Raw genomic sequence first — 20,568 nt, forward strand, 5'->3', positions numbered from 1 at the left:
GATAGATATAATCGCAAATAATTCAAAGATAGACCTTGATGCGACTTTAGCTATTGTGCTGTCAAGTTTTTTTGGTCTTGGTATGGTTTTAAAATCATTTATCCAAGGCAATCCCATCTACGCAGGAGTTTCTCAATCGGGTCTAAAAAATTATATTTTTGGCCAAGCTTCATACATCATGAAAAATGATGTAAAGATAATATTCGTTGTATCTATTTTTTCACTTTTACTTCTTTTAGCTTTCTATAAGGAGATAAAAGTTTATGTATTTGATGAAGTTTATGCTAAAACAATCGGTATTAATCCTACTTTGATGAATACAGTAATTCTTCTTGCGACCATGCTTTTAATCACAACTGGTCTTAAGTTGGTTGGCGCGATTTTAATTTCATCAATGCTTATAGTGCCTGCAATAACAGCCCTACAGTGGACTGATAAATTTCATGAAATGTTAATAATAGCAGGGTTTTGTGGAGGCGTTTCTGCATTTATTGGAACCTATATATCCACAGTTTACGATGGTATGAGTACAGGATCTACAATCATACTTATCATGAGCTTTATTTCACTAATTTCTATGATAATCGGCCCAAGAGGTATGAGGACAAAGATTGTGAGGAAAAAATATGATGGACTTTCTTAGATATTGCTTTATAGACAATTACCAAACCTTGTTAGTTCTCTTGGTTACAGCCATAGCTTGTAGTATCATAGGTGTTTTTCTTGTTTTAAGAAGACTTTCCATGCTAGCTGATGCAATTAGCCACTCAATTTTACTTGGAATCGTCCTTGCGTATTTTATAGTAAAGGATATTACTTCAGTTTATTTGGTATTTGGAGCTGCAATTTTTGGAGTAATAACGGTGTTTTCTATAGAATCGCTCTCTAAAACCAAACTTGTAAAAAATGATGATGCAGTTGGTATTGTTTTTCCGATGTTTTTTGCCTTGGCAGTAATCCTTATAACTAAATATGCGAGAAATGTTCACCTCGATGTGGATATTGTTTTGATGGGTGAAGTGATAATGGCTCCCCTAAATACTGTGAATTTCTTAGGCGTGGAAATACCGAAATCGCTCTTGCAGATGTCGGTAATGGGACTTATAAACTTAGCCTTTATATGGATTTTCTTTAAAGAACTAAAACTTACAACATTTGATGCAGAATTTGCAAAAATTGCTGGCTTTTCAGAAGTACTTTTATTTTATGGTCTGATGAGCTTAACATCCTTCACAACAGTAGTTGCCTTTGAAGCAGTCGGTGCAATTTTGGTAATATCCTTCCTGATTGCTCCTGCATCTAGCGCTTACCTAATAAGTAAAAATTTGAGAACGATGATAATCATTTCTGTTCTTTACTCAATATTAAATTCTATTTTAGGTTTTGTCTTGGCAATGTATTACAACCTTTCAATGTCTGGTATGTCAGCAACCATAGCAGGGATTACTTTTTTCATCACATTTTTATTTAACAAAAATGGATTTTTGATGAAAATAATCACGCGCAAGAGGAAGCATATTGAATTTAAGAAGGATGCTTTCTTGATGCATGTTGGCAACCACCAACAAGAAGAAAATTCAAAAGAAGAACTGGGTATAGGCACAATATATAAACATCTATCCTGGAAAAAAGAAGATATAGAAAAATATAGCAAGATTTTAATAGCAGAAAACAAGATACTGATAGATGAGGGAGTTTATAAACTAACTGAAAAGGGTAGAAACTTATATATAAGTTTGATAAAAGATTACGGACTATGAGGTATAAGATGAACTCAATAAGACAAGACTATATCCAGGCTATATATAGACTTTCAAAAGATAAGGGATATACAAATAATAAAAATATATCAGATTATTTTTCGATAAGTAGGGCGTCAGTTAGTGAAATGATTAAAAAACTAATAGAAGATGGGTTGGTAATCCAGGAAAAAACCAAAATATACTTATCCCGATTAGGCGACAAGGAGGCGAAAGCAATTTTATCCAAACATAGGATATGGGAGTGCTTCCTAGTGGATGTCCTAGGTCTTAATGGTGATATAGTGCATGACCAATCAGACTTATTAGAGCACGTGACAAGTGAAGAAATGTTTATCGCCCTAAACAAGTTTTTGGATTATCCTAAAAAATCGCCGAGGGGCAAAAGAATTTATACAAACGAAAATAGGTAAAACATTAATATTTAAAAAAACAAAAAAATCGTAAATCTAAGTCCGAATTTTAGAAACTTTAACTACTAAGGTTTATGGTGACTCCATAAAGTTGGACCAAATACCAGAGAGAATTTTATATGGATCTAAAGAATCCACAGGGGAATGCTAACCTATAAAGTTGGCATCTCCTCTTATTTACAGACCCACCTGTGCCAAGTTATGGTATGGGTTTTTTGTTTACTTTTTAAAGTAGAGTTATACTTATTCATACAAATATCTACACATATACACTTAAACTTGTATAAAAACATGTCCTGTAAAAAATACTTTAATCACAGCAATCGCATTTTAAATTGTGATCCTTGCAAGCTAAATTACGGACTTCACTTGGAAGTTTTCCCTTGTATCTTTTGTAATAAATGGAAAATTTGCTATGGGAGGAGTACCCAACGGATTCAGCTATTTCCTTTATAGGAAGATCGGTATTTAACAGAAGAGTTTCAGCCACATTCATTCTTTTTCTTTGGGTGTATTCTGTAATGCTTTGACCATATTTTTCTTTGAATAAATTTTTTAATTTTGTTCCGCTCATTTTAGAAATTTTTTCAAGGGTTTCTTGATTTACATTCATGGCGAAATGATCATCTAAGAATCTTGCTACATCTTCAAGTGCTTCATTATCATCGGAATCAATTTTATATTTCTTTCTATTTAAGTATGTATCTATTACAATACTTACCCATTCATTTGCCTTGGCTTTAAAGAAAAAATCTGCGGCAGGTACGTCCATCTTGCAATTTAATATTTCCATTGACACTTTTTCTAAGGCCTTTGTAAGAATTAATTGATTCGGTTGAAGTAAGGTCGAATAAAAAGATTCTGGATCAATATTAATGGATAGCAGGTGGTTTTCTAAAAGTTCTCTTTTAAATCCAATAGAAACACAAAGATAATATGAATTCTCGTGTAATAAAAATAGGAAGTCATCTCTTATATTGTCAAAATCAAGAGTGCATAAGGAGTTTACGGTCAAAGTTTGATAAGGACTAAACCTTTCTCCATTTGCGCTGACTATGTAGCTTGTGTATATTGAAACATAATCTGCCATACTGTAGGTACTGTTTTGAACTACTTCTTCTCTGATATAAAAATCGTGGATATCAATAATAAATCCATCTCCTTCATAGAACCAATAAAGTCCTTCTGCATAAGTTGAATCCTCTTTATTCCAACAAAAAGTGTGCCCTGCACTTGAATACTTCTTATTGTTTTTACATTCATCTACCTTCATATAATCTTTTACAAAATCATAATATGTCATAATATACCTATCCCTTTTAGACAATATTCCAATTAGCCTTATTAATTCAAAACTATTGTATTAGTAATTATAGCTGATGTATAATAAAAATGCAATGATAGTTATTATCAACAAAGTAAATATATATCTAAAAGGGATATTAAAAGAAAGGAGATATGATTATGAAGATTTACAAAAAATTATTTACTTATGTACAGGATAAAAAACATCTTGGGGTTTTAGCTATGGTTTTTTCTGCTATATCTGCTGTACTTACGGTATATGGATATTATTTAATCTACAAATTTCTAGATAAGTTAATTATTAATTCAAATTTATCTGGTGCAGAGAGCATAGCATTAATATCTGTTATTACACTAACAAGTGGAGCGATATTTTATTTTGTTTCAGGAATGTTTTCGCATATCTTGGGATTTAGTCTTGAAACAAATTTAAGAAAAAGAGGGATTGATGGTTTAGAGAAAGCTAGTTTTAGGTTCTTTGACTTGAACCCTTCTGGTCAAATAAGAAAAATCATAGATGACAATGCCGCACAAACTCATCAGGTTATAGCCCACATGATACCCGATAGTTCTCAGGCAATAGTTACACCTATACTTGTACTTGTGCTAGGCTTTATAGTAAGCATAAGAGTTGGCATCACCTTGCTTGCTCTTACAATAATTGGAGGCCTAATTTTAGGAGCAATGATGGGCGAGCAAAAATTTATGAAGATATACCAAGAAGCTCTATCTAAACTAAGTGCAGAGACTGTTGAGTACGTTAGAGGTATGCAGGTTGTAAAAATATTTAAAGCAAATGTCGGGTCATTTAAAAGTTTTTACAAGGCTATAAAAGATTACTCAAAATATGCTTATGATTATTCCCTATCTTGTAAAAAGCCTTATGTTTTGTATCAATGGTTATTTTTTGGCTTAATTGCAATTTTAATTATTCCTATAGTTTATTTTATGGCTAGCTTGGGCAGCACCAAGGTGATTTTACTTGAACTTATTATGATTTTATTTTTATCTGGAGTTCTCTTTGTCTCATTTATGAGAATGATGTGGTACTCCATGTATATTTCTCAAGGAAATTATGCGGTGGATACTTTAGAATCACTATACGAAGATATGCAAAAAGACAAATTAGTGCATGGCAATGTCAAGAATTTTAAAAACTATAATATAGCATTTGACAATGTTAGCTTTGCTTATAATGATAAAGCTGTCATTGAAAATTTATCCTTTAAATTAGACGAGGGAAAGTCCTATGCACTTGTCGGTTCATCTGGATCAGGTAAATCAACTGTAGCAAAACTTATATCAGGTTTTTACAATGTTAATGAGGGAAGCATAAAGATAGGCGGGATACCAATAAGTGAATATTCCGACGAAGCCTTAATTAAAGCCATTTCCTTTGTTTTTCAAGATTCAAAATTATTCAAGAAAAGCATTTATGACAATGTTGCTTTAGCTAATAAAGGAGCGAGCAGAGATGACGTTATGAGAGCCTTAAAATTAGCAGGATGCGATTTGATATTAGACAAATTCCCAGAAAGGGAAGAAACAATTATAGGTTCAAAAGGAGTTTACTTATCTGGTGGAGAAAAACAAAGAATTGCAATTGCAAGAGCAATTTTAAAGGATTCCAAAATCATTATTATGGACGAAGCATCAGCATCAATTGACCCAGATAACGAGTATGAACTACAAAAAGCTTTCAAAAATCTTATGAAGGATAAAACAGTTATCATGATTGCACACAGGTTATCAACAATTAAAGACCTTGATGAAATTATTGTTATGGATAGTGGAAAAATTATAGAAAGAGGATCAGATCAAGAATTAATGTCAAAAGACACAAGTTATAAGAGGCTGCAAGAGATGTTTAACAGTGCAAATGAATGGAGGGTTTCAAATGAAGGAGTTTTATAAAAAAATATTTGCTCTTACAGATAAGGGAGCAAGAAATTTATCTAAAGCAACACTGGCTTCATTTTTCGTTTATTGTATAAACATGCTTCCTGCCATATTACTAATGATTTTTGCTCAGGAAGTTTTGGAAAATATGGGCAAAAGCAAGGGATTTTATATAGTATTCTCAGTTTTGACCTTGATAGCAATGTATATTTTGCTTTCTATAGAATACGATAAATTATATAGCACAACCTATCAAGAAAGTGCGGATTTAAGAATAAGGACAGCGGAGAATTTATCAAAATTACCTCTATCTTACTTTTCTAAACATGACATTTCCGATCTTTCACAAACAATCATGGCTGATATTGAAGGTATAGAGCATGCAATGAGCCACTCGATACCAAAGGTGGGCGGCATGGTACTGTTTTTTCCATTAATATCTGTAATGATGCTAATAGGTAATGTCAAGATGGGCTTAGCTGTAATTATTCCATCTCTTTTAAGCTTTATATTCATACCCTTATCTAAAAAATATCAAGTTGATGGACATAAAAGATATTATGGTGTCTTAAGAAAAAACTCAGAAAGTTTTCAGGAAAATATAGAAATGCAAATGGAGATTAAAGCATATAATTTGTCGAAAGATATTAAAGATGACTTATATAAAAAAATGGAAGAGAGTGAGAGAGTACACTTAAAGGCGGAAATAACTACAATTTTAACTATGTCTATATCTTCAATATTTAGCTTTATTTCCCTTGCTGTCGTAATACTTGTTGGCGTAAATCTAATTATTAGTAAAGAGATAAGTGCCCTCTACCTTGTAGGATATTTACTAGCGGCTATGAAGATAAAAGATTCTCTAGACGCATCTAAAGAGGGTTTGATGGAAATATTTTATTTATCGCCAAAAATTGAAAGATTAAAAGAAATTCAAAATCAAGATTTACAAGAAGGCGAAGACTATAATCTGAAAAAATTTGATATTGATCTAAAAGATGTTGAGTTTGCCTACAATAAAGACGCAAAAGTTTTAAATGGAGTAAGCTTTAAAGCTAAGCAGGGAGAGGTTACTGCTTTGGTAGGTGCAAGCGGATGCGGCAAAACAACTATCTTGAAACTTATATCAAGACTTTATGATTACGACGAGGGACAAATCTTAATTAATGGCAAAGATATAAAAGAAATATCAACAGAATCCCTTTTTGATAAGGTCTCTATTGTTTTCCAAGATGTGGTTCTCTTTAATCAAAGTGTTATGGAAAATATTAGAATCGGAAAGCAAGATGCAAGCGATGAAGAAGTTAAAAGAGCAGCAAAACTTGCAAATTGCACAGACTTTATAGAAAAAATGGATAAGGGTTTCGATACAGTTATTGGTGAGAATGGAGCTGAGCTATCAGGCGGAGAAAGACAAAGAGTATCAATAGCCAGAGCCTTCTTAAAAGATGCACCGATATTAATCTTAGATGAGATAGCAGCAAGCCTTGATGTTGACAACGAGAAAAAGATTCAAGAGTCATTAAATAATTTAATTAAAGATAAAACTGTTGTTATTATTTCACATAGAATGAAATCTATAGAAAATGCAGATAAGATAGTAGTTCTTGAAAACGGAAGAGTAGAAAGCGAAGGCAAACATGAAGAGCTTTTAAAAAAATCAAAAGTTTATAGGAACTTAATAGAAAAGACAAAAATGGCAGAAGAATTTATTTATTAGGAGAACAGAAGCAAAGACTTTCAATAGCATCTGTTATGTTGAAGGATTCTTCGTTTGTCTATTTTGAAGAACCCAAAAGTATTATGGATTATTCCAATATGATAAGAATATCGGCAGTCTTCGGACTGCCTTTAACTTTTTGCTTAGTTAAACGCAGCAAATCATACAATTGAAAGAAATTATCGTTATATGCTATAATTAAATTGATAATTAATATCATCCGAGTGTAAGGAGGCGTTTAATTATGACTTTATACAAGAGTATATTAATTGGTCTTTTGGGTTCATTCTTGATGTTTTTGGGAGACATGACCCTATATTATGATCCAAATGATTACGATGGCAAGGATGCTATAAATAATATTATTGGCATAATGAAAAATGTTAGCATAAAAAGATTATACATTGGTGGTCTTTTAGGTCCAATATGTGCTTTTATTTATTGTATTGGGTTTTTCCATATTGTTTTGGGCATACAAGAAAAGTATTTAACTATCGGTTGGTTTGTATTTTTAATAAATGTTTTTGGTATGATATTGGGAGGAGCTTATCATATTCAATGTGCCTACTTAGGTCTTTTATCAAGATATGAAAATAAGGGAGCTTTTGATGAATTTTTAAAATTTTTAAAATTTCAAGCAAAAATAGTTTTTGGAATTATGGCTATAGCAAATATAACATTAGTTTTGGTAATTTTATTTGGACTCACAGTATTTCCAAGATGGCAAGCCTTATTTACACCCATATTTCTTTTGATTGTTACTCCACTTGCTGATAGATTGCCAAAGGGAGTCCATATGATTATTCGCGGAGGCTGGTTTAACTTAATATATTTTATTTACTATTTATCTTTATTGATAAAATATACTAATATGAATTTATAAGATTATAAAGTAAGGATTAGAATTATTATTTTTTTGATAAAGGTAAATTTTGTAAAATTAATTATTTACTGGAGAAAATTTATGAAACAAGAAAATTTTATTGATAACAAGAAAATAAGAGCTAACTATAAAAACTGTGTTCCTGAAAGCTTGCTAAAGAAATTAATATTTGGAAGTATTGCAGCTTTTATTCTATTTATAGCCTTTGGTATCAGTAATCTTGTATTTACCGGAAGAGCTCGTCTCATCTGTGCCCTTATTTTCGGATATGCTACGCTGAAACTTACTTTCTTTGCAATATGGATGAGAGTACTACATAGGGCTTTTGATTTCAATGAAAAAAGAAAGCTTGCCAAAACAATTATAGAAAGGACTGCAGATTATGTAAAAATTCCAGATGGTGGCCTGGGCTTAGATGTAGGATGTGGTAGCGGTGCACTTACCATTGCTTGTGCAAAGAAAAATCAAAAAGCAACCATGGTGGGCTGTGACATATGGAAAGGTTCATATAAAAGTGAATTTTCTAAAGCACTCTGTGAAAATAATGCAAAATTAGAGGGAATAGAAAATGTGAGATTTGAAGAAGGGAATGCAGTGAATCTTCCTTTTGAAGATGAAAGTTTTGATGCATTGACAAGCAACTATGTTTATCACAATGTTGCAGGGCAAAACAAACAAAGACTTTTACTAGAAATATTTCGTGTACTTAAAAAAGGTGGAATTTTTGTTATCCATGATTTGATGAGTAAGTCAAGATATGGAGATATGAATAAATTTATGGAAAAGCTGAAAAAAGATGGCTATGAAGATGTGCAATTAATTGATACAACAAAGGGTCTTTTTATGAGTCACAAAGAATCTTTATTACTTGGACTTTCTGGCTCAGCTCTTCTTATTGGGAGAAAATAAAATTGTATTTAAATTAAAATAAAAAATTTTAAAAAATTAATGAGGTATGCAAGATGAAATACAAAGGTTTTTATTTCTTATTATTTAAAGGTCCAATGAAGAAAGTTCTTATAGAAAAGTATGATAAAGCATATGCTTCAGAAATTATTAAAAAGAGCAAAATAATTTATCGAAAATTAATAGAAGAAGCAGATGATATCGGCAATGACAATCCTATGGCATACAATGAGATGTTCGCCCTTGCCTTTGTTGCTCCTTATATAGCAAGCGAGAAAAAGATTCCACCAGAAATCATTCAGGAAATGATGCGCCAATCCCTTTATTCTGTCAAATGGTATTTTTCCTTAATTAATCTAAATACTAAGAGGGGGAAAGAGCTCAATAAGAAAAATATTCTTAAATATTACAAGTGGTATACAGAGGAAAAAGAAAAGCTATATCCAACGTCCTTTAAGGTTGATTTTGAGGGTCAACCCTATGAGGGTGCTTGTTATTATAGAATTACTCGTTGTCCTATATGTATATATACCAAAAAACTCAATGTGTTTGAACTGATGCCACTTTTCTGTGAGCTTGACGATTTGATGATAAGCCTTCAACATGGAGTTTTACATAGGAAAGAAACTATCGCCAAGGGAGGAGATTACTGTGATTACTTCATTGTGGGAGATAAAGTGTAATAGATAAATCTTTTATTAGAGAGGATATTTTTACTTGCTTTCGAAAAAAATTAAATAATGAGGATTTATATGAAATTTATTAGCTACGGAAATAGAAATAAGAAGTCGATACTATTTATTCATGGACTTGCCTCTACTGCAGACCAATGTTTCAAACCTCTTCTGCCTTATTTGCAAGATTATTTTGTAATTTTTTGTGAATTGGACGGACATTATGGGACTAACCCAAAAGATTTAATTTCAATGGAGGAAACCATAGATTCCATAGAAAGTTACATATTAAATGAAATGAGCGGGAGTGTCTATGGCATATGCGGTTTTTCTATGGGAGCAACTATAGCTGTTGAACTAATTGGAAGAGGAGACATTTCTACATCGAGAGTCCTCTTAGATGGGGCGATTACTGCCGAGTTGGGCTTGATGGCAAGGCCATTTACCTGTGCTTTTATCATTGGTACAAGTAGGATCAAAAACAAAAAGCCAATACCTAAATTTTTATTAGATAAGATTATGGGCAAGGATAATCTAAGCGTAATAGAAATGGTCTATCCGCAAATTTCAAAAACCACTATTAAAAATGCCTGCAAGTTTATCTATCATTATAAGCCTCCAAAAAATTTAACTAAGTTTTCAAATCCAGTAATGTTTTGGAGGGGGAGCGAAGAGCCAATCCCTGAAAAAAGTGAAAAGATATTAAGAGAGTATATTCCACAAATGGAAACAGAAGTATTTGAAGGAATGGGCCACGGACAATTTCTCCACGAACATTCTCAAGAATATGCTGAGAAATTAAAGTTATTTTTGGAAAATAAATAAGGAGAATATTATGGATATAACAAGAGCAATATTAGATGGAATTGCAATGGCTGCAATCTTTAACGGTGCAGTAGCAACTTTTGTACTAATTAACCCTAGATTTTTCTTTGATTCCTATCCAAAGAAAATACAAAATGCGGCTCCAGAAAAGATGACAAAAGAAGAGAAAAGAATAAATTTATTACTTACGATTATAATTTCAGGAATCGTATTTATATATGGAGTGACCTCTCTTTTACATACAGGAATAAGAGGACTTAGAGATCTTTTCTGGATGAGCTATATTCAGTGGATAATATTAAATTTTGGAGATTTCCTTCTATTGGATGTACTTTTGTTCCAAGGAAAGTACAAGGATAAGATAGTAATACCAGGTACAGAAGGACATGAGGACTACGAATTTAGAAATCGGATGAAGCATTTGGCTATTAAAGAACATTTTATATTGATGCCATTATTACTAATTCCAATCGCATCCATAGTAGAAGCTTGGATAGTGATTCTACTTGGATTATAAAATAAAATTTTAAAGAAAGGAATAAAAGAAGGGGAAATAGAAAAAGCATTTGTTGAAAGCTATAGGCAATTATGTAATGCAGATTCAACAGTAATAGATGACTTTTTAAAAATTGTAGAAGAAGAAATAAATGATAATACATTAGTCAAAGAATTGAAAAAGATAGAAAATCAATTAAATAGAATCATTAGTCAAGAAAGAAAGTTAGTTGATCTTCATTTAGAAGATAGTATAGACGAAGAAGTTTATGCTAAAAAATATAAAAAACTTACAAAACAAAAAGAAGAATTACTCGATGAAAAGAAAACTCTGGATCTAACAATAAAAGATGACAATTCTATTAAAGAAAGACTAAAGTAATTTAAAAATCTCTTAGAGAATAGAGAAATTATAGAGAAATTTAACAGAACAGTCTTTGAAAGCACAGTTGATAAAGTCGTGGTGGGTAGAATTGACAAAGACGGAACAGTCCATCCATATGACTTAACATTCTATTTCAAAACAGGAGTTAAAGGTAGTCAAAATTCTGATAATTTCAAAGATAAAAGAAAAAATGCTGAAGACAATGACATTAATAATTGTGCTCCCACAAGAATGACGAGGATAAAAAATTATGTTCCCAAGCAAAAGACAATGCATGTCGAGACTGTAGTATTGATGTCAAGGGTAGAAGGGAATAAATGAAAAAAGTGTAATAATACTATTTTTTGCAATTTCAAATTACAATTCTAGTAATAAAAAATTAAGGGATTTTTTAAATATATTGTTAAAAGAAAAGTCCATAGGTAGTTAGTAAGTATAATTTTATTGAGGTGATTTCCATTAAATATATAATCAATAACATTGAATTTGTTGTATCCACATGTATATCAGTTCTAGCAATAATTGTTTCAGCAGTTGTTGCTAAAAATATACTAAAATAAGAATTGAAAGAAAATCGAAAATTAGAACTTGAATTGAAAAATGCTGAGATTTTACAGCAAGTAATAAATTATAAAAACACATTAGTAATAAGACAAATAGATAACATGATACAAATTTCTTTCGAAATAATTGATTATTTGAATGAAATCGAAAATTTAAAGTTGTCAAATAAACTATTTTATTTATTAGAAGACATTTCAAAAATTTCAACTATGATCAAAAGGTACGATTTGTTTAGGGAATTTGTTGCTGATTATAGATTAAATACTATTAATAAATACGAATATCTCATTAAAAAAATAAATACGAAGAAACATAGGTTTAAATTGTTAGAAAGCACCATTGAATTTAATAAAGTAAAGATATCTATTGAACTTCCAGATTTTGAAGAATTAATGGATGATATAATACAAGATACTAAGATTTGCCAAAATATACTTTTAGAAACAAATAAGTTGGAGGAAAATCCATTAACCACTGATGATGACAGAATAAATTATATGAATAAAAAAATTGAAAATGAATTGAAAAATAATTTTTTTTCAGAAAAAAATAGTTATGAGCTCTTATATAATCAAATGTCATACGCAATAAGTTCATTATATAAAATACAACCAGTGATATCTGAATTCATTATTGACTTTGAGGAAGACTAAAAAAGATATATAAGTTTTAAAAATTTAAAGTTTTAGTATGGATTATTTGAGTATATGTTTTATGACAGGAATTTTTTATAAATTAGATCAGTTTTTTCGTTTTTCAAGAAGCCTACAGTAATAGTTCTATAGATAAAAATTCTTTGGAGTATTACTATTATTTGAATAGGAATAAGAGCGTATGGAATTTAAAGAATTTATTAGGAATAATTGGTAAAAAAGAAAAGAGTATTTAAAAAATCTAATAGTACCAAATATCCCAAATTTTCCTCAGTATAAAGAAGGAGCACTCGTTTAAGAATATGAAAATGCATTACTTCTCGATAAAATGTTAGAAAATTTAGCAATAATTGAGAATAAATATATTTCAACTTACGAAGATTTTAGAAAATATAATTTTATCGATGCTGATTACTCAAGATACGTGGAAAGAAAAATAGCCCATGGAGGTCATCCAGTTTTGAGGTGATGATGAATAACATATTTATACGATCAGATCCAGCAGGAAATATAAAGGCAGATAAGGGAAAATCTACAGAAAAAATATATGGGCTTAAAGATACAACTATGGCTTTAGATAGAGCAATAAGATGTGGTAATGATACAAGTGAATCGGTTTATGATGATAGAGGATTGATTGTTTTTTAATATGGGTATAATTAAATAAATAAAAAAGATTAAACAGGTAGAGTTTTTTATCCTTAAAACAGTTTATATGTGTAGCAAAGAAAACAGAGAGGTTTTTATGAATATTAGAGAATTAGTTATAAATAATGCAAATGCAAAATACCCTAATAATGATTATGTAAGTGGAAGGGTAGAGAAAGAATTGCATTATTTTGAGAAAAATAAGTGGTTTAAAGATATAGAAATAATCTAAAAGATTAAGAAAAATATTAAAGACCAAAATATTTATGTTTTTCCGATTGGCTTGCTATCACTTTATCTATTAGATTTAGAGCATATAAACCCTATGCCTGCTCATTATTATAATCCTAAGACTAAAGAAATTATATTTGATGACTCTGTTTCGTATGAAGTTGAATTGCCTAAGAAGACGGGTCTCCATAGAGATGGTTTTGATATTCCAGTAGACTATGCTCTAAACCTAAACAGAGAAGATACATTTTTACTGTATTTACATGAAAGTCACTATGAATTAATAAAAGATATTTTAGGAAATAGCAATCTTTATAAATCAGAAAAATCAAAACGAAGGCCTAATCCTGAAGAAGTTTCTTTTGGTTCGACTAAAATCTTATTTAATACTCCTGTCGCCGATAATTATCTTTATAAAAATCTAGATAAAGTTATAAATGTTGAAGACTTTTTAAAATATAAGAATATACACTATATCTACACGATTGGATATTACTTTGATGATATTATAAGGAATAAAGTAGAAAGCTTTTATGAAATGCTAGAGTTATCAGCTTTAATATTACTAAATGTTAAAGATAATACAGGAACACATAAAGCATTTTCAGATTATAAATATCCAAAGACTAGGGAAGATATTTCTCTATATTTGAAAAAACATGGATATTCTCCTAAAGATGCTTCATAAATAACCTTTGAAATACATTTGGTAAAAACCCAATTGTAGACGTTTAAGATAAGGATATAAAAAATATTTCGAATCATGTAAATATGTTGCATCTAAAGCAGGTGTATTGCATTTATTTCTAATAAATTTTTGCAATGGATTCTATTATGAGATATTACGTCAAAAGGAAAAACAAAAATATATTTTCTGATTGGAAAAAGAAATATAAATACTTCTCTCCTGACGGGATAGTAGATTTTTATTCTTATAATAATGCTACTTTGAACATCGCTTTTATACTAGAAGAAACAAATAAAAAAGAAGAAGATGGAGGATATGATTTAGCAGAATTTTTAAGATAGGGTGCTGTTGGAGGATGTATATGGAATAATGTATCTAGATTTAGTGCGGGAATTATATTAAAAAAAGATTTTGTTGTGATTGAAGATTTAGATAAATATGATGGAAAAAATATCATGCTTATATTTCAGTTATAAACTTAAAAAAGATTCCTAGGAGGGCAACAAACGATTCTGAGATAGATAATTTTGCAAAAGAAGACAGAAAATATATAAAAAATCAAGTTGAATATGTAAACTGACCTTATAATTTGTGGAGGAACAAGAGATATATTTATTAAAAACATTCTTAAATTAGATACTAGTTCTTGGATTTATATTTCTTATTATTAGTTTTTTTATAAAATCATTATGAAGACCTGGGGTCTCTTTGTTATAATTACAATTTGGGAAGTGTTGTTAATTATCCTATGAAAAATTAACCGTATATGGATATATTCTATATGCGGTTTTTGTCTGGGAAATTTAGCTAAGCTTGTCTTCAAAAAGTTGAATAAAGAAAATTACACTTTATAAATGCAAAATCATTGTTTTTTTTGTTTTAAGGGGTACTATTAAGTTTGTAAAAAAAGGGGTGAATAAAGTGATAATAGAAAAAATTATTGGAAATGTTTTTGATATAAATGAAGAAAATTTAAAAATAAACTGGCTTAATATGCCTTACGACCATGCCCATAAGAAAATTCAAAGATTTGAATATGATGGCCTGGACTTGGGTTTAAAGCTTTCTGAAGAAGATAGACAAAGAGGCCTAAAGCATGGAGATATAATTTATCGAGAAGCTAATGTAATTTATGCTATCAATATCGAAGAGCTAGAATGCTTAAAGCTCTCCATAGATGAGGCTAAGTCCTTTGTTAACTTGGCATATATTATTGGTAATCGCCATGCAAAATTGTACTGGTCGGAAGATGACAAATCTTTAATAACACCATACGAGAAGACTCTCGAAGAAATGCTAAAGAACGTAGATGGTATAAAGATCGATAAGGTCATGGCTAAATTATTGCCAAAAAACAACTTGATGGCAATTCTACCTCAAGGTCAAGTAGTTGATCATCATAGTCACGACCATGACCAAGATCACCACCATGAATAGAAAAAAATATGAAGAAGAGCTCATCCTACTTCAATTAAATGATAGTCAATTTCCTATAGGTTCTTATTCTCATTCTTATGGACTTGAGAATTATATCCTAAAGAATTTGATTAAAGATTCGAATGATACAAAAAAATATTTAATAAACTATTTGAAAACTAGCTTCTATTATAATGACCTTTTAGCTGTATATCTAGCTTACAATTATTTTATAGAAGAAAAAAAAGATGAGCTTTTAGAGTTGAATATCAGATTGCAGGCTCAAAAAAGCCAAAAAGAGTTAAGGGAAGCTTCAGAGAAGTTAGGATCAAGACTTATATCGACAGTTCATAAGATGGACATAGCTATGCCACAAAAATATTACGACTACCTAGATTATCATAAGAAAAATGACATTATCATCCATCACGCAGTCGCCTATGCTCTAATTACAGCAAGTCTTGATATTGATTTGACCGCATCTCTTTTGAGTTTTGCCTTTAATATGGCACAGAATCTAGTGATTACAGCTGTTAAGACTGTTCCTATCAGCCAGTTTGATGGGCAGAAAATCTTATATGAAATCTATGACTTGATAATATATTTAGTTACAAAGATAGATAAATTGGATGAGGATTATTATTTTACTGCCTATCCAGGTGTAGAAGTTGCTTCAATGCAACATGAAGTATTATATTCAAGACTTTATATGTCTTAGGGAGGCTTATGGATTACGTAAAAATTGGTGTCGCAGGCCCTGTTGGTTGCGGCAAGACACATTTGATAGAAAAACTAGTAGAAGAATTCAAAAAAGATTACAGGGTAGCGGTAGTTACTAATGATATATATACAGAAGAAGATGCAAACTACCTAAAAGATCAAGGGATTCTCGAAAGAGATAGGATAAGAGGAGTAGAAACTGGAGGATGTCCTCATACAGCTATAAGAGATGATGTTTCTATGAACCTTGAAGCTTGTGAGGATTTAGTCAGAAATTTTAAGGATATAGAAATAATCTTTATCGAAAGTGGTGGAGACAATCTATCAGCAACCTTTAGTCCTGACCTTGTAGATGCCACCATCTTTGTAATAGATGTAGCTGCAGGTGGGGATATACCAAGAAAAGGAGGCCCAGGAATTTTAAGATCAGACCTTCTTATCATAAACAAAAAAGATTTAGCTCCTTATGTTGGCGTTGACCTTGAGGCTATGAGAAAGGATACCCTAGCCCAAAGAGGAGATCGTCCATTTATATTCACTAATATCAAAAATGGCGATGGCCTTTATGATGTCTATGATTGGATAAGAAAGCAAGTCTTATTAGAAGATTTAAAATAATGAAAAAAACATACGCAAGAGCCAGCAGATTATATTTAGAGTTTGAAAATAAGGATGACACAACAATCCTAAAAGATATTTATAATTCTCCACCATTCTTAGTCATGCACACCTTCAAATACGGTGACTTTACCAAGGCTATGATTATGAGCTCAAGCCCAGGTATCCTGGAAGGCGATAGGCAAGAAGAAAGATTTTATGCAAAAAAAAATAGCAAGGTCTTGCTTTCTTCTCAATCATATGAAAAAGTTTATAAGATGAACGAGGATTCTTTCGCAAGTCGTAGGGTCGAAATTTGTGGAGAAGAAAAATCTGACTTTATTTTTAAACTTTTACCCATGATTCTCTACAAGGATGCAGATTTTAGGGAGGATATCAAGGTCGATTTAGAAAAAGATGCCAGGCTTATTTTTTCTAACTGCTTTGTAGCTGGTAGAATTGGCAGGGGAGAAAGCTTTGAATTTAAAAGCTACAAGACTAATCTAGATATAAACCTTGATAGCAAACTTATCTATACCGAAAAAAACCTCATAAGGCCAAGAGAACAAAATATAAATGAACTTGGTTTGATGGAAGGCTATGACCACTTTTTGTCCATGGTTGCTATAAATTTTTCCAATGAAGATAATATTGGCGAAATCCGTAAAATAATTGAAAAGAATAGCCAAAAAAGAGGCCTAAAAGGTGGGGCAAGTTTAAGTTTTAGAAATGATATTCAAATTAGGATTTTGGGCAAGATGGGCCAGGATCTAATAGAATGTGAAAAAGAAATTATAGATTATTTGATTGAAAAAGGGGGAAGGATATGCATTTAGTACCAAAAGATATTGAACGCTTGATGATATTTACAGCTGGAGAAGTTGCCAGAAAGCGTAAAGAACGTGGACTTAAATTAAACTATCCTGAAGCAGTCGCTCTAATCAGTGCTGAGCTTTATGAAATGGCTCGTGATGGCAAGACTGTTTCAGATTTGATGCAAGAAGGTAGGAAGATTCTAACAAGGGAAGATGTCATGGAAGGGGTTCCTGAAATGATTAAGGATGTGCAAATCGAAGCCACATTTCCTGATGGAACCAAGCTTGTAACAGTCCATCAACCAATCGTATAGGAGGCAAAAATGATTCCAGGTGAAGTTTTTTATAAAGATGAAGATTTAATTTTAAATGAAGATTTCGAAGCTATAGAACTAGAAGTAACAAATACTGGAGATAGGGCTGTACAAATCGGCTCTCATTTTCATTTTTTTGAAGTAAATAGATATTTAAAATTCGATCGTAAAAAGGCCTTTGGAAAAAAACTAGACATTCCTGCAGGAAATGCTATTAGATTTGAACCAGGTCAAACCCATAGGGTAAGATTAATTGATATCGGCGGAAATGGAAGGGTTATAGGCTTTAATGGACTTACAAATGGTATAACTCATGATATCAAAAAAGAGGAAGCCATGAAAAACCTAATTCAAAAAGGCTATGCTAATATCAATAGTGATGGGGAGGAATAGATGTCATTTAAAATCTCAAGAGAAAAATACGGCTCTATGTATGGGCCAACAACAGGCGATAAAGTTAGACTAGCGGATACAAATATTATAATAGAAATAGAAAAAGATTGTGCTATTTATGGAGATGAATCAATATTTGGTGGTGGTAAGACTGTAAGAGATGGAATGAATCAATCTTCAACTGCAAGCTATGCCTCAGGAACTTGTGATACAGTAATTACAAATGCAATTATCCTAGACTATACTGGCATATACAAGGCAGATATAGGCATTAGAGATGGTATTATTACTGGAATAGGAAAATCTGGAAACCCAGATATGAATGATAATGTAAATCCCGGTCTTGTAATTGGGGCAAGCACTGAAATAATCTCAGGCGAAAATAAAATCGTAACTGCTGGAGCAATTGACACTCACGTTCATTTTATATCAGCCGATCAAGCAAACACTGCCCTTGCAGGAGGAACTACTACCCTAATCGGAGGAGGGACAGGACCTGCTGATGGAACAAATGCTACAACCTGTACTCCAGGTCCTAACCACCTAGATGCTATGTTAAAATCAGTCGAAGGATATCCAGTAAATGTAGGACTTTTGGGTAAGGGAAATTGCTCAAGCAAAGAACCCCTTTATGAACAAATAAAAGCAGGAGCTTGTGGTCTAAAGATTCATGAAGACTGGGGAGCAACAAGAGCTGTTATAAATGCCAGCCTTGAAGTTGCTGATGAGTGCGATATAGCAGTTGCAATCCATACCGATACCCTTAACGAAGGCGGTACAATCGAAGATACCCTAGATGCCATAGGTGGAAGGGCTATACATTTCTTCCATACTGAAGGAGCAGGAGGAGGACATGCACCAGATCAAATAGTTGCAGCTGGCTTTAACAATGTCTTTCCAGCATCAACAAATCCAACTATGCCTTTTACCATAAATACATCAGATGAGCACTTGGATATGGTTATGGTTTGCCACAATCTTGACAAAACCATAGAAGAAGATGTAGCCTTTGCTGACTCAAGGATTAGACCGGAAACAATAGCTGCAGAAGATGTCCTCCAAGATATGGGAGTATTCTCAATAATGTCTTCAGACTCTCAAGCCATGGGCAGGATTGGCGAAGTTGTTATGAGAACATGGCAAACAGCCTCAAAGATGAAGGACCAACGTGGAGCCCTCAAAGAAGATGAAGGAAATAATAACGATAACTTTAGGGCCAAAAGATATGTAGCCAAATATACTATAAATCCAGCCATAGCCCACGGAGTATCTGAATATATTGGTTCAATCGAAGTCGGTAAACGAGCAGATCTTGTCCTTTGGGAGCCAAAATTCTTTGGAGTTCGTCCAAAACAAATCCTAAAAAATGGTCTAATAATAATGGCACCATCAGGAGATCCTAACGCATCCATACCAACACCACAACCTGTTATATACAGAAGAATGTATGCAGCCATTGGCGGAGGAATCGGAAACTCTTGCATGACCTTTGTTTCAAAAGCAGCCTATGAAGCAGGCATAAAAGAAAAACTAGACCTAAAAAGAATGGTACTACCTGTTCATAATTGCAGAAACATCGGCAAAAAAGACATGAAACTAAACTCCGAAACTCCAAACATTAAGGTAGACCCAGAAACTTATGAAGTGACAATTGAAGGAAAGAAAATAACATGTGATCCAGTAGACAAGGTCGCCCTAGGTCAATTATACAATCTATTTTAAAATAAATATTAGAACTTAACAAGAATCTCAAAATCCTTACTAGAGATGTAAGGGTCTTAGGGTTCTCCCTAACAAGGTAAAAATTAATGGAGTATTCCGTAAAGGTCTGCTCCATTAATTTTTTTGTAAGTGTCCGTACACTTACTGTCCTTACTTCTTTTAAAACTCCTTTCAAAATTTATATATTTTTTCAAAAAATACCGTAATTATAATTTGGTTATTTTTTATTGTTAGAATTGATTACATAAGAAATGTAGGAATAATATATGAAAATTATGCTTTAAACAAGAAATTTAACAAAGAAAATCAAAGAACAAATGGTACTTGAAAATGTATCACTTAAAGTAGAAAAAGGAAAGATATATGGATTATTAGGACCAAACGGTGCTGGAAAATCAACACTATTAAAAATAATTACTAAAGTTATGAATTGTACATCGGGGGATATTTAGTACCATAAATAGTGTAAGAAAGAAAATTATTTCTATCTTGCACTATTTTTGTATAATGAAGATGTAGTATGACGAGGGGGTTTTAGGGTT

Annotated in this window: 27 protein-coding genes (1 of these 27 only partly in view); 26 read left to right on the plus strand and 1 reads right to left on the minus strand. The window is 31.7% G+C overall.

Annotation, left to right across the window (positions count from 1 at the left end; translation table 11 throughout):
- The 3 genes in view from APRE_RS03650 to APRE_RS03660 are tightly spaced (at most 8 nt apart) and all read left to right on the plus strand, a layout consistent with a single transcriptional unit that may run on beyond the window.
- On the plus strand, positions 1-643 hold the 3' portion of the coding sequence (locus APRE_RS03650) for a metal ABC transporter permease (RefSeq protein ID WP_015777641.1). 236 nt of this gene lie to the left of the window's left edge; only the last 643 of its 879 coding nucleotides appear in the window; its start codon lies off the left edge, out of view; its stop codon occupies positions 641-643.
- Positions 627-1,760, plus strand: a complete 1,134-nt coding sequence (locus tag APRE_RS03655; RefSeq protein WP_041449689.1) for a metal ABC transporter permease — start codon at positions 627-629, stop codon at positions 1,758-1,760. Before APRE_RS03650 ends, APRE_RS03655 begins: the two co-directional genes overlap by 17 nt.
- An 8-nt stretch (positions 1,761-1,768) precedes the next feature.
- Positions 1,769-2,173 (plus strand): metal-dependent transcriptional regulator, encoded by a 405-nt coding sequence (locus tag APRE_RS03660; protein WP_015777643.1) that lies wholly within the window; start codon positions 1,769-1,771, stop codon positions 2,171-2,173.
- A gap of 310 nt (positions 2,174-2,483) precedes the next feature.
- Here the strand turns inward: APRE_RS03660 and APRE_RS03665 are convergent, their stop codons facing one another.
- On the minus strand, positions 2,484-3,476 hold the full coding sequence (locus tag APRE_RS03665; RefSeq protein ID WP_015777644.1) for a helix-turn-helix domain-containing protein: 993 nt from the start codon (positions 3,474-3,476) through the stop codon (positions 2,484-2,486).
- Between the two features lie 161 nt (positions 3,477-3,637).
- Here APRE_RS03665 and APRE_RS03670 point away from each other — a divergent pair, with 161 nt between their 5' ends.
- The 23 genes from APRE_RS03670 to APRE_RS09490 all read left to right on the plus strand — a co-directional run bounded on the left by APRE_RS03670 (position 3,638) and on the right by APRE_RS09490 (position 20,478).
- Positions 3,638-5,392, plus strand: coding sequence for an ABC transporter ATP-binding protein (locus APRE_RS03670; RefSeq protein ID WP_015777645.1), 1,755 nt, complete (start codon positions 3,638-3,640; stop codon positions 5,390-5,392).
- Positions 5,376-7,097, plus strand: a complete 1,722-nt coding sequence (locus APRE_RS03675; RefSeq protein ID WP_015777646.1) for an ABC transporter ATP-binding protein — start codon at positions 5,376-5,378, stop codon at positions 7,095-7,097. Before APRE_RS03670 ends, APRE_RS03675 begins: the two co-directional genes overlap by 17 nt.
- Before the next feature lie 244 nt (positions 7,098-7,341).
- Positions 7,342-7,980 (plus strand): DUF6796 family protein, encoded by a 639-nt coding sequence (locus tag APRE_RS03680; RefSeq protein ID WP_015777647.1) that lies wholly within the window; start codon positions 7,342-7,344, stop codon positions 7,978-7,980.
- An 81-nt stretch (positions 7,981-8,061) separates the two neighbouring features.
- Positions 8,062-8,889: a class I SAM-dependent methyltransferase gene (locus tag APRE_RS03685; RefSeq protein WP_015777648.1), complete on the plus strand. Its 828-nt coding sequence runs from the start codon at positions 8,062-8,064 to the stop codon at positions 8,887-8,889.
- A 53-nt stretch (positions 8,890-8,942) separates the two neighbouring features.
- Positions 8,943-9,569 (plus strand): L-2-amino-thiazoline-4-carboxylic acid hydrolase, encoded by a 627-nt coding sequence (locus APRE_RS03690; protein ID WP_015777649.1) that lies wholly within the window; start codon positions 8,943-8,945, stop codon positions 9,567-9,569.
- Positions 9,570-9,638: 69 nt separating this feature from the next.
- Positions 9,639-10,385 (plus strand): alpha/beta fold hydrolase, encoded by a 747-nt coding sequence (locus APRE_RS03695; protein WP_015777650.1) that lies wholly within the window; start codon positions 9,639-9,641, stop codon positions 10,383-10,385.
- Between the two features lie 10 nt (positions 10,386-10,395).
- Positions 10,396-10,902 (plus strand): hypothetical protein, encoded by a 507-nt coding sequence (locus APRE_RS03700; protein ID WP_015777651.1) that lies wholly within the window; start codon positions 10,396-10,398, stop codon positions 10,900-10,902.
- Positions 10,903-11,055: 153 nt separating this feature from the next.
- Positions 11,056-11,262 (plus strand): hypothetical protein, encoded by a 207-nt coding sequence (locus APRE_RS10045; RefSeq protein WP_041449690.1) that lies wholly within the window; start codon positions 11,056-11,058, stop codon positions 11,260-11,262.
- A gap of 78 nt (positions 11,263-11,340) precedes the next feature.
- Positions 11,341-11,586 (plus strand): hypothetical protein, encoded by a 246-nt coding sequence (locus APRE_RS10050; RefSeq protein WP_420805545.1) that lies wholly within the window; start codon positions 11,341-11,343, stop codon positions 11,584-11,586.
- A gap of 242 nt (positions 11,587-11,828) precedes the next feature.
- The gene (locus tag APRE_RS03715) at positions 11,829-12,482 is read left to right on the plus strand and encodes a hypothetical protein (RefSeq protein ID WP_015777652.1); all 654 of its coding nucleotides are present in this window, start codon (positions 11,829-11,831) and stop codon (positions 12,480-12,482) included.
- 328 nt (positions 12,483-12,810) lie between these two features.
- Entirely contained in the window at positions 12,811-12,951 is a 141-nt protein-coding gene (locus APRE_RS10080) for a hypothetical protein (RefSeq protein ID WP_218916036.1), read from the plus strand.
- A gap of 2 nt (positions 12,952-12,953) precedes the next feature.
- Positions 12,954-13,130 carry a hypothetical protein gene (locus tag APRE_RS03720; protein WP_015777653.1) on the plus strand — a complete coding sequence of 59 codons (177 nt, stop codon included), beginning with the start codon at positions 12,954-12,956 and terminating at the stop codon, positions 13,128-13,130.
- Positions 13,131-13,227: 97 nt separating this feature from the next.
- Positions 13,228-13,362, plus strand: coding sequence for a hypothetical protein (locus tag APRE_RS09920; RefSeq protein WP_015777654.1), 135 nt, complete (start codon positions 13,228-13,230; stop codon positions 13,360-13,362).
- Positions 13,363-13,455: 93 nt separating this feature from the next.
- On the plus strand, positions 13,456-14,049 hold the full coding sequence (locus APRE_RS03725; RefSeq protein ID WP_015777655.1) for a hypothetical protein: 594 nt from the start codon (positions 13,456-13,458) through the stop codon (positions 14,047-14,049).
- Positions 14,050-14,183: 134 nt separating this feature from the next.
- On the plus strand, positions 14,184-14,390 hold the full coding sequence (locus APRE_RS03730; RefSeq protein ID WP_041449692.1) for a hypothetical protein: 207 nt from the start codon (positions 14,184-14,186) through the stop codon (positions 14,388-14,390).
- A gap of 580 nt (positions 14,391-14,970) precedes the next feature.
- Complete coding sequence (locus APRE_RS03735; protein WP_015777657.1) at positions 14,971-15,486, plus strand: urease accessory protein UreE; 516 nt, start codon at positions 14,971-14,973, stop codon at positions 15,484-15,486.
- Positions 15,479-16,183 (plus strand): urease accessory protein UreF, encoded by a 705-nt coding sequence (locus APRE_RS03740; protein ID WP_041449693.1) that lies wholly within the window; start codon positions 15,479-15,481, stop codon positions 16,181-16,183. The genes APRE_RS03735 and APRE_RS03740 overlap by 8 nt, the downstream gene beginning before the upstream one ends.
- An 8-nt stretch (positions 16,184-16,191) precedes the next feature.
- Positions 16,192-16,803 (plus strand): urease accessory protein UreG, encoded by a 612-nt coding sequence (gene ureG / locus APRE_RS03745; RefSeq protein WP_015777659.1) that lies wholly within the window; start codon positions 16,192-16,194, stop codon positions 16,801-16,803.
- Entirely contained in the window at positions 16,803-17,618 is an 816-nt protein-coding gene (locus APRE_RS03750; RefSeq protein WP_015777660.1) for an urease accessory protein UreD, read from the plus strand. Before ureG ends, APRE_RS03750 begins: the two co-directional genes overlap by 1 nt.
- Entirely contained in the window at positions 17,609-17,911 is a 303-nt protein-coding gene (locus APRE_RS03755; protein ID WP_015777661.1) for an urease subunit gamma, read from the plus strand. Before APRE_RS03750 ends, APRE_RS03755 begins: the two co-directional genes overlap by 10 nt.
- Before the next feature lie 9 nt (positions 17,912-17,920).
- On the plus strand, positions 17,921-18,304 hold the full coding sequence (gene ureB / locus APRE_RS03760; RefSeq protein WP_015777662.1) for an urease subunit beta: 384 nt from the start codon (positions 17,921-17,923) through the stop codon (positions 18,302-18,304).
- Positions 18,305-20,026, plus strand: a complete 1,722-nt coding sequence (ureC, locus tag APRE_RS03765) for an urease subunit alpha (RefSeq protein WP_015777663.1) — start codon at positions 18,305-18,307, stop codon at positions 20,024-20,026.
- A gap of 317 nt (positions 20,027-20,343) precedes the next feature.
- Complete coding sequence (locus APRE_RS09490; protein ID WP_081440635.1) at positions 20,344-20,478, plus strand: ATP-binding cassette domain-containing protein; 135 nt, start codon at positions 20,344-20,346, stop codon at positions 20,476-20,478.
- The last annotated feature ends 90 nt before the right edge of the window (positions 20,479-20,568 follow it).

The sequence above is a fragment of the Anaerococcus prevotii DSM 20548 genome (assembly GCF_000024105.1).
Lineage (GTDB): Bacteria > Bacillota > Clostridia > Tissierellales > Peptoniphilaceae > Anaerococcus > Anaerococcus prevotii.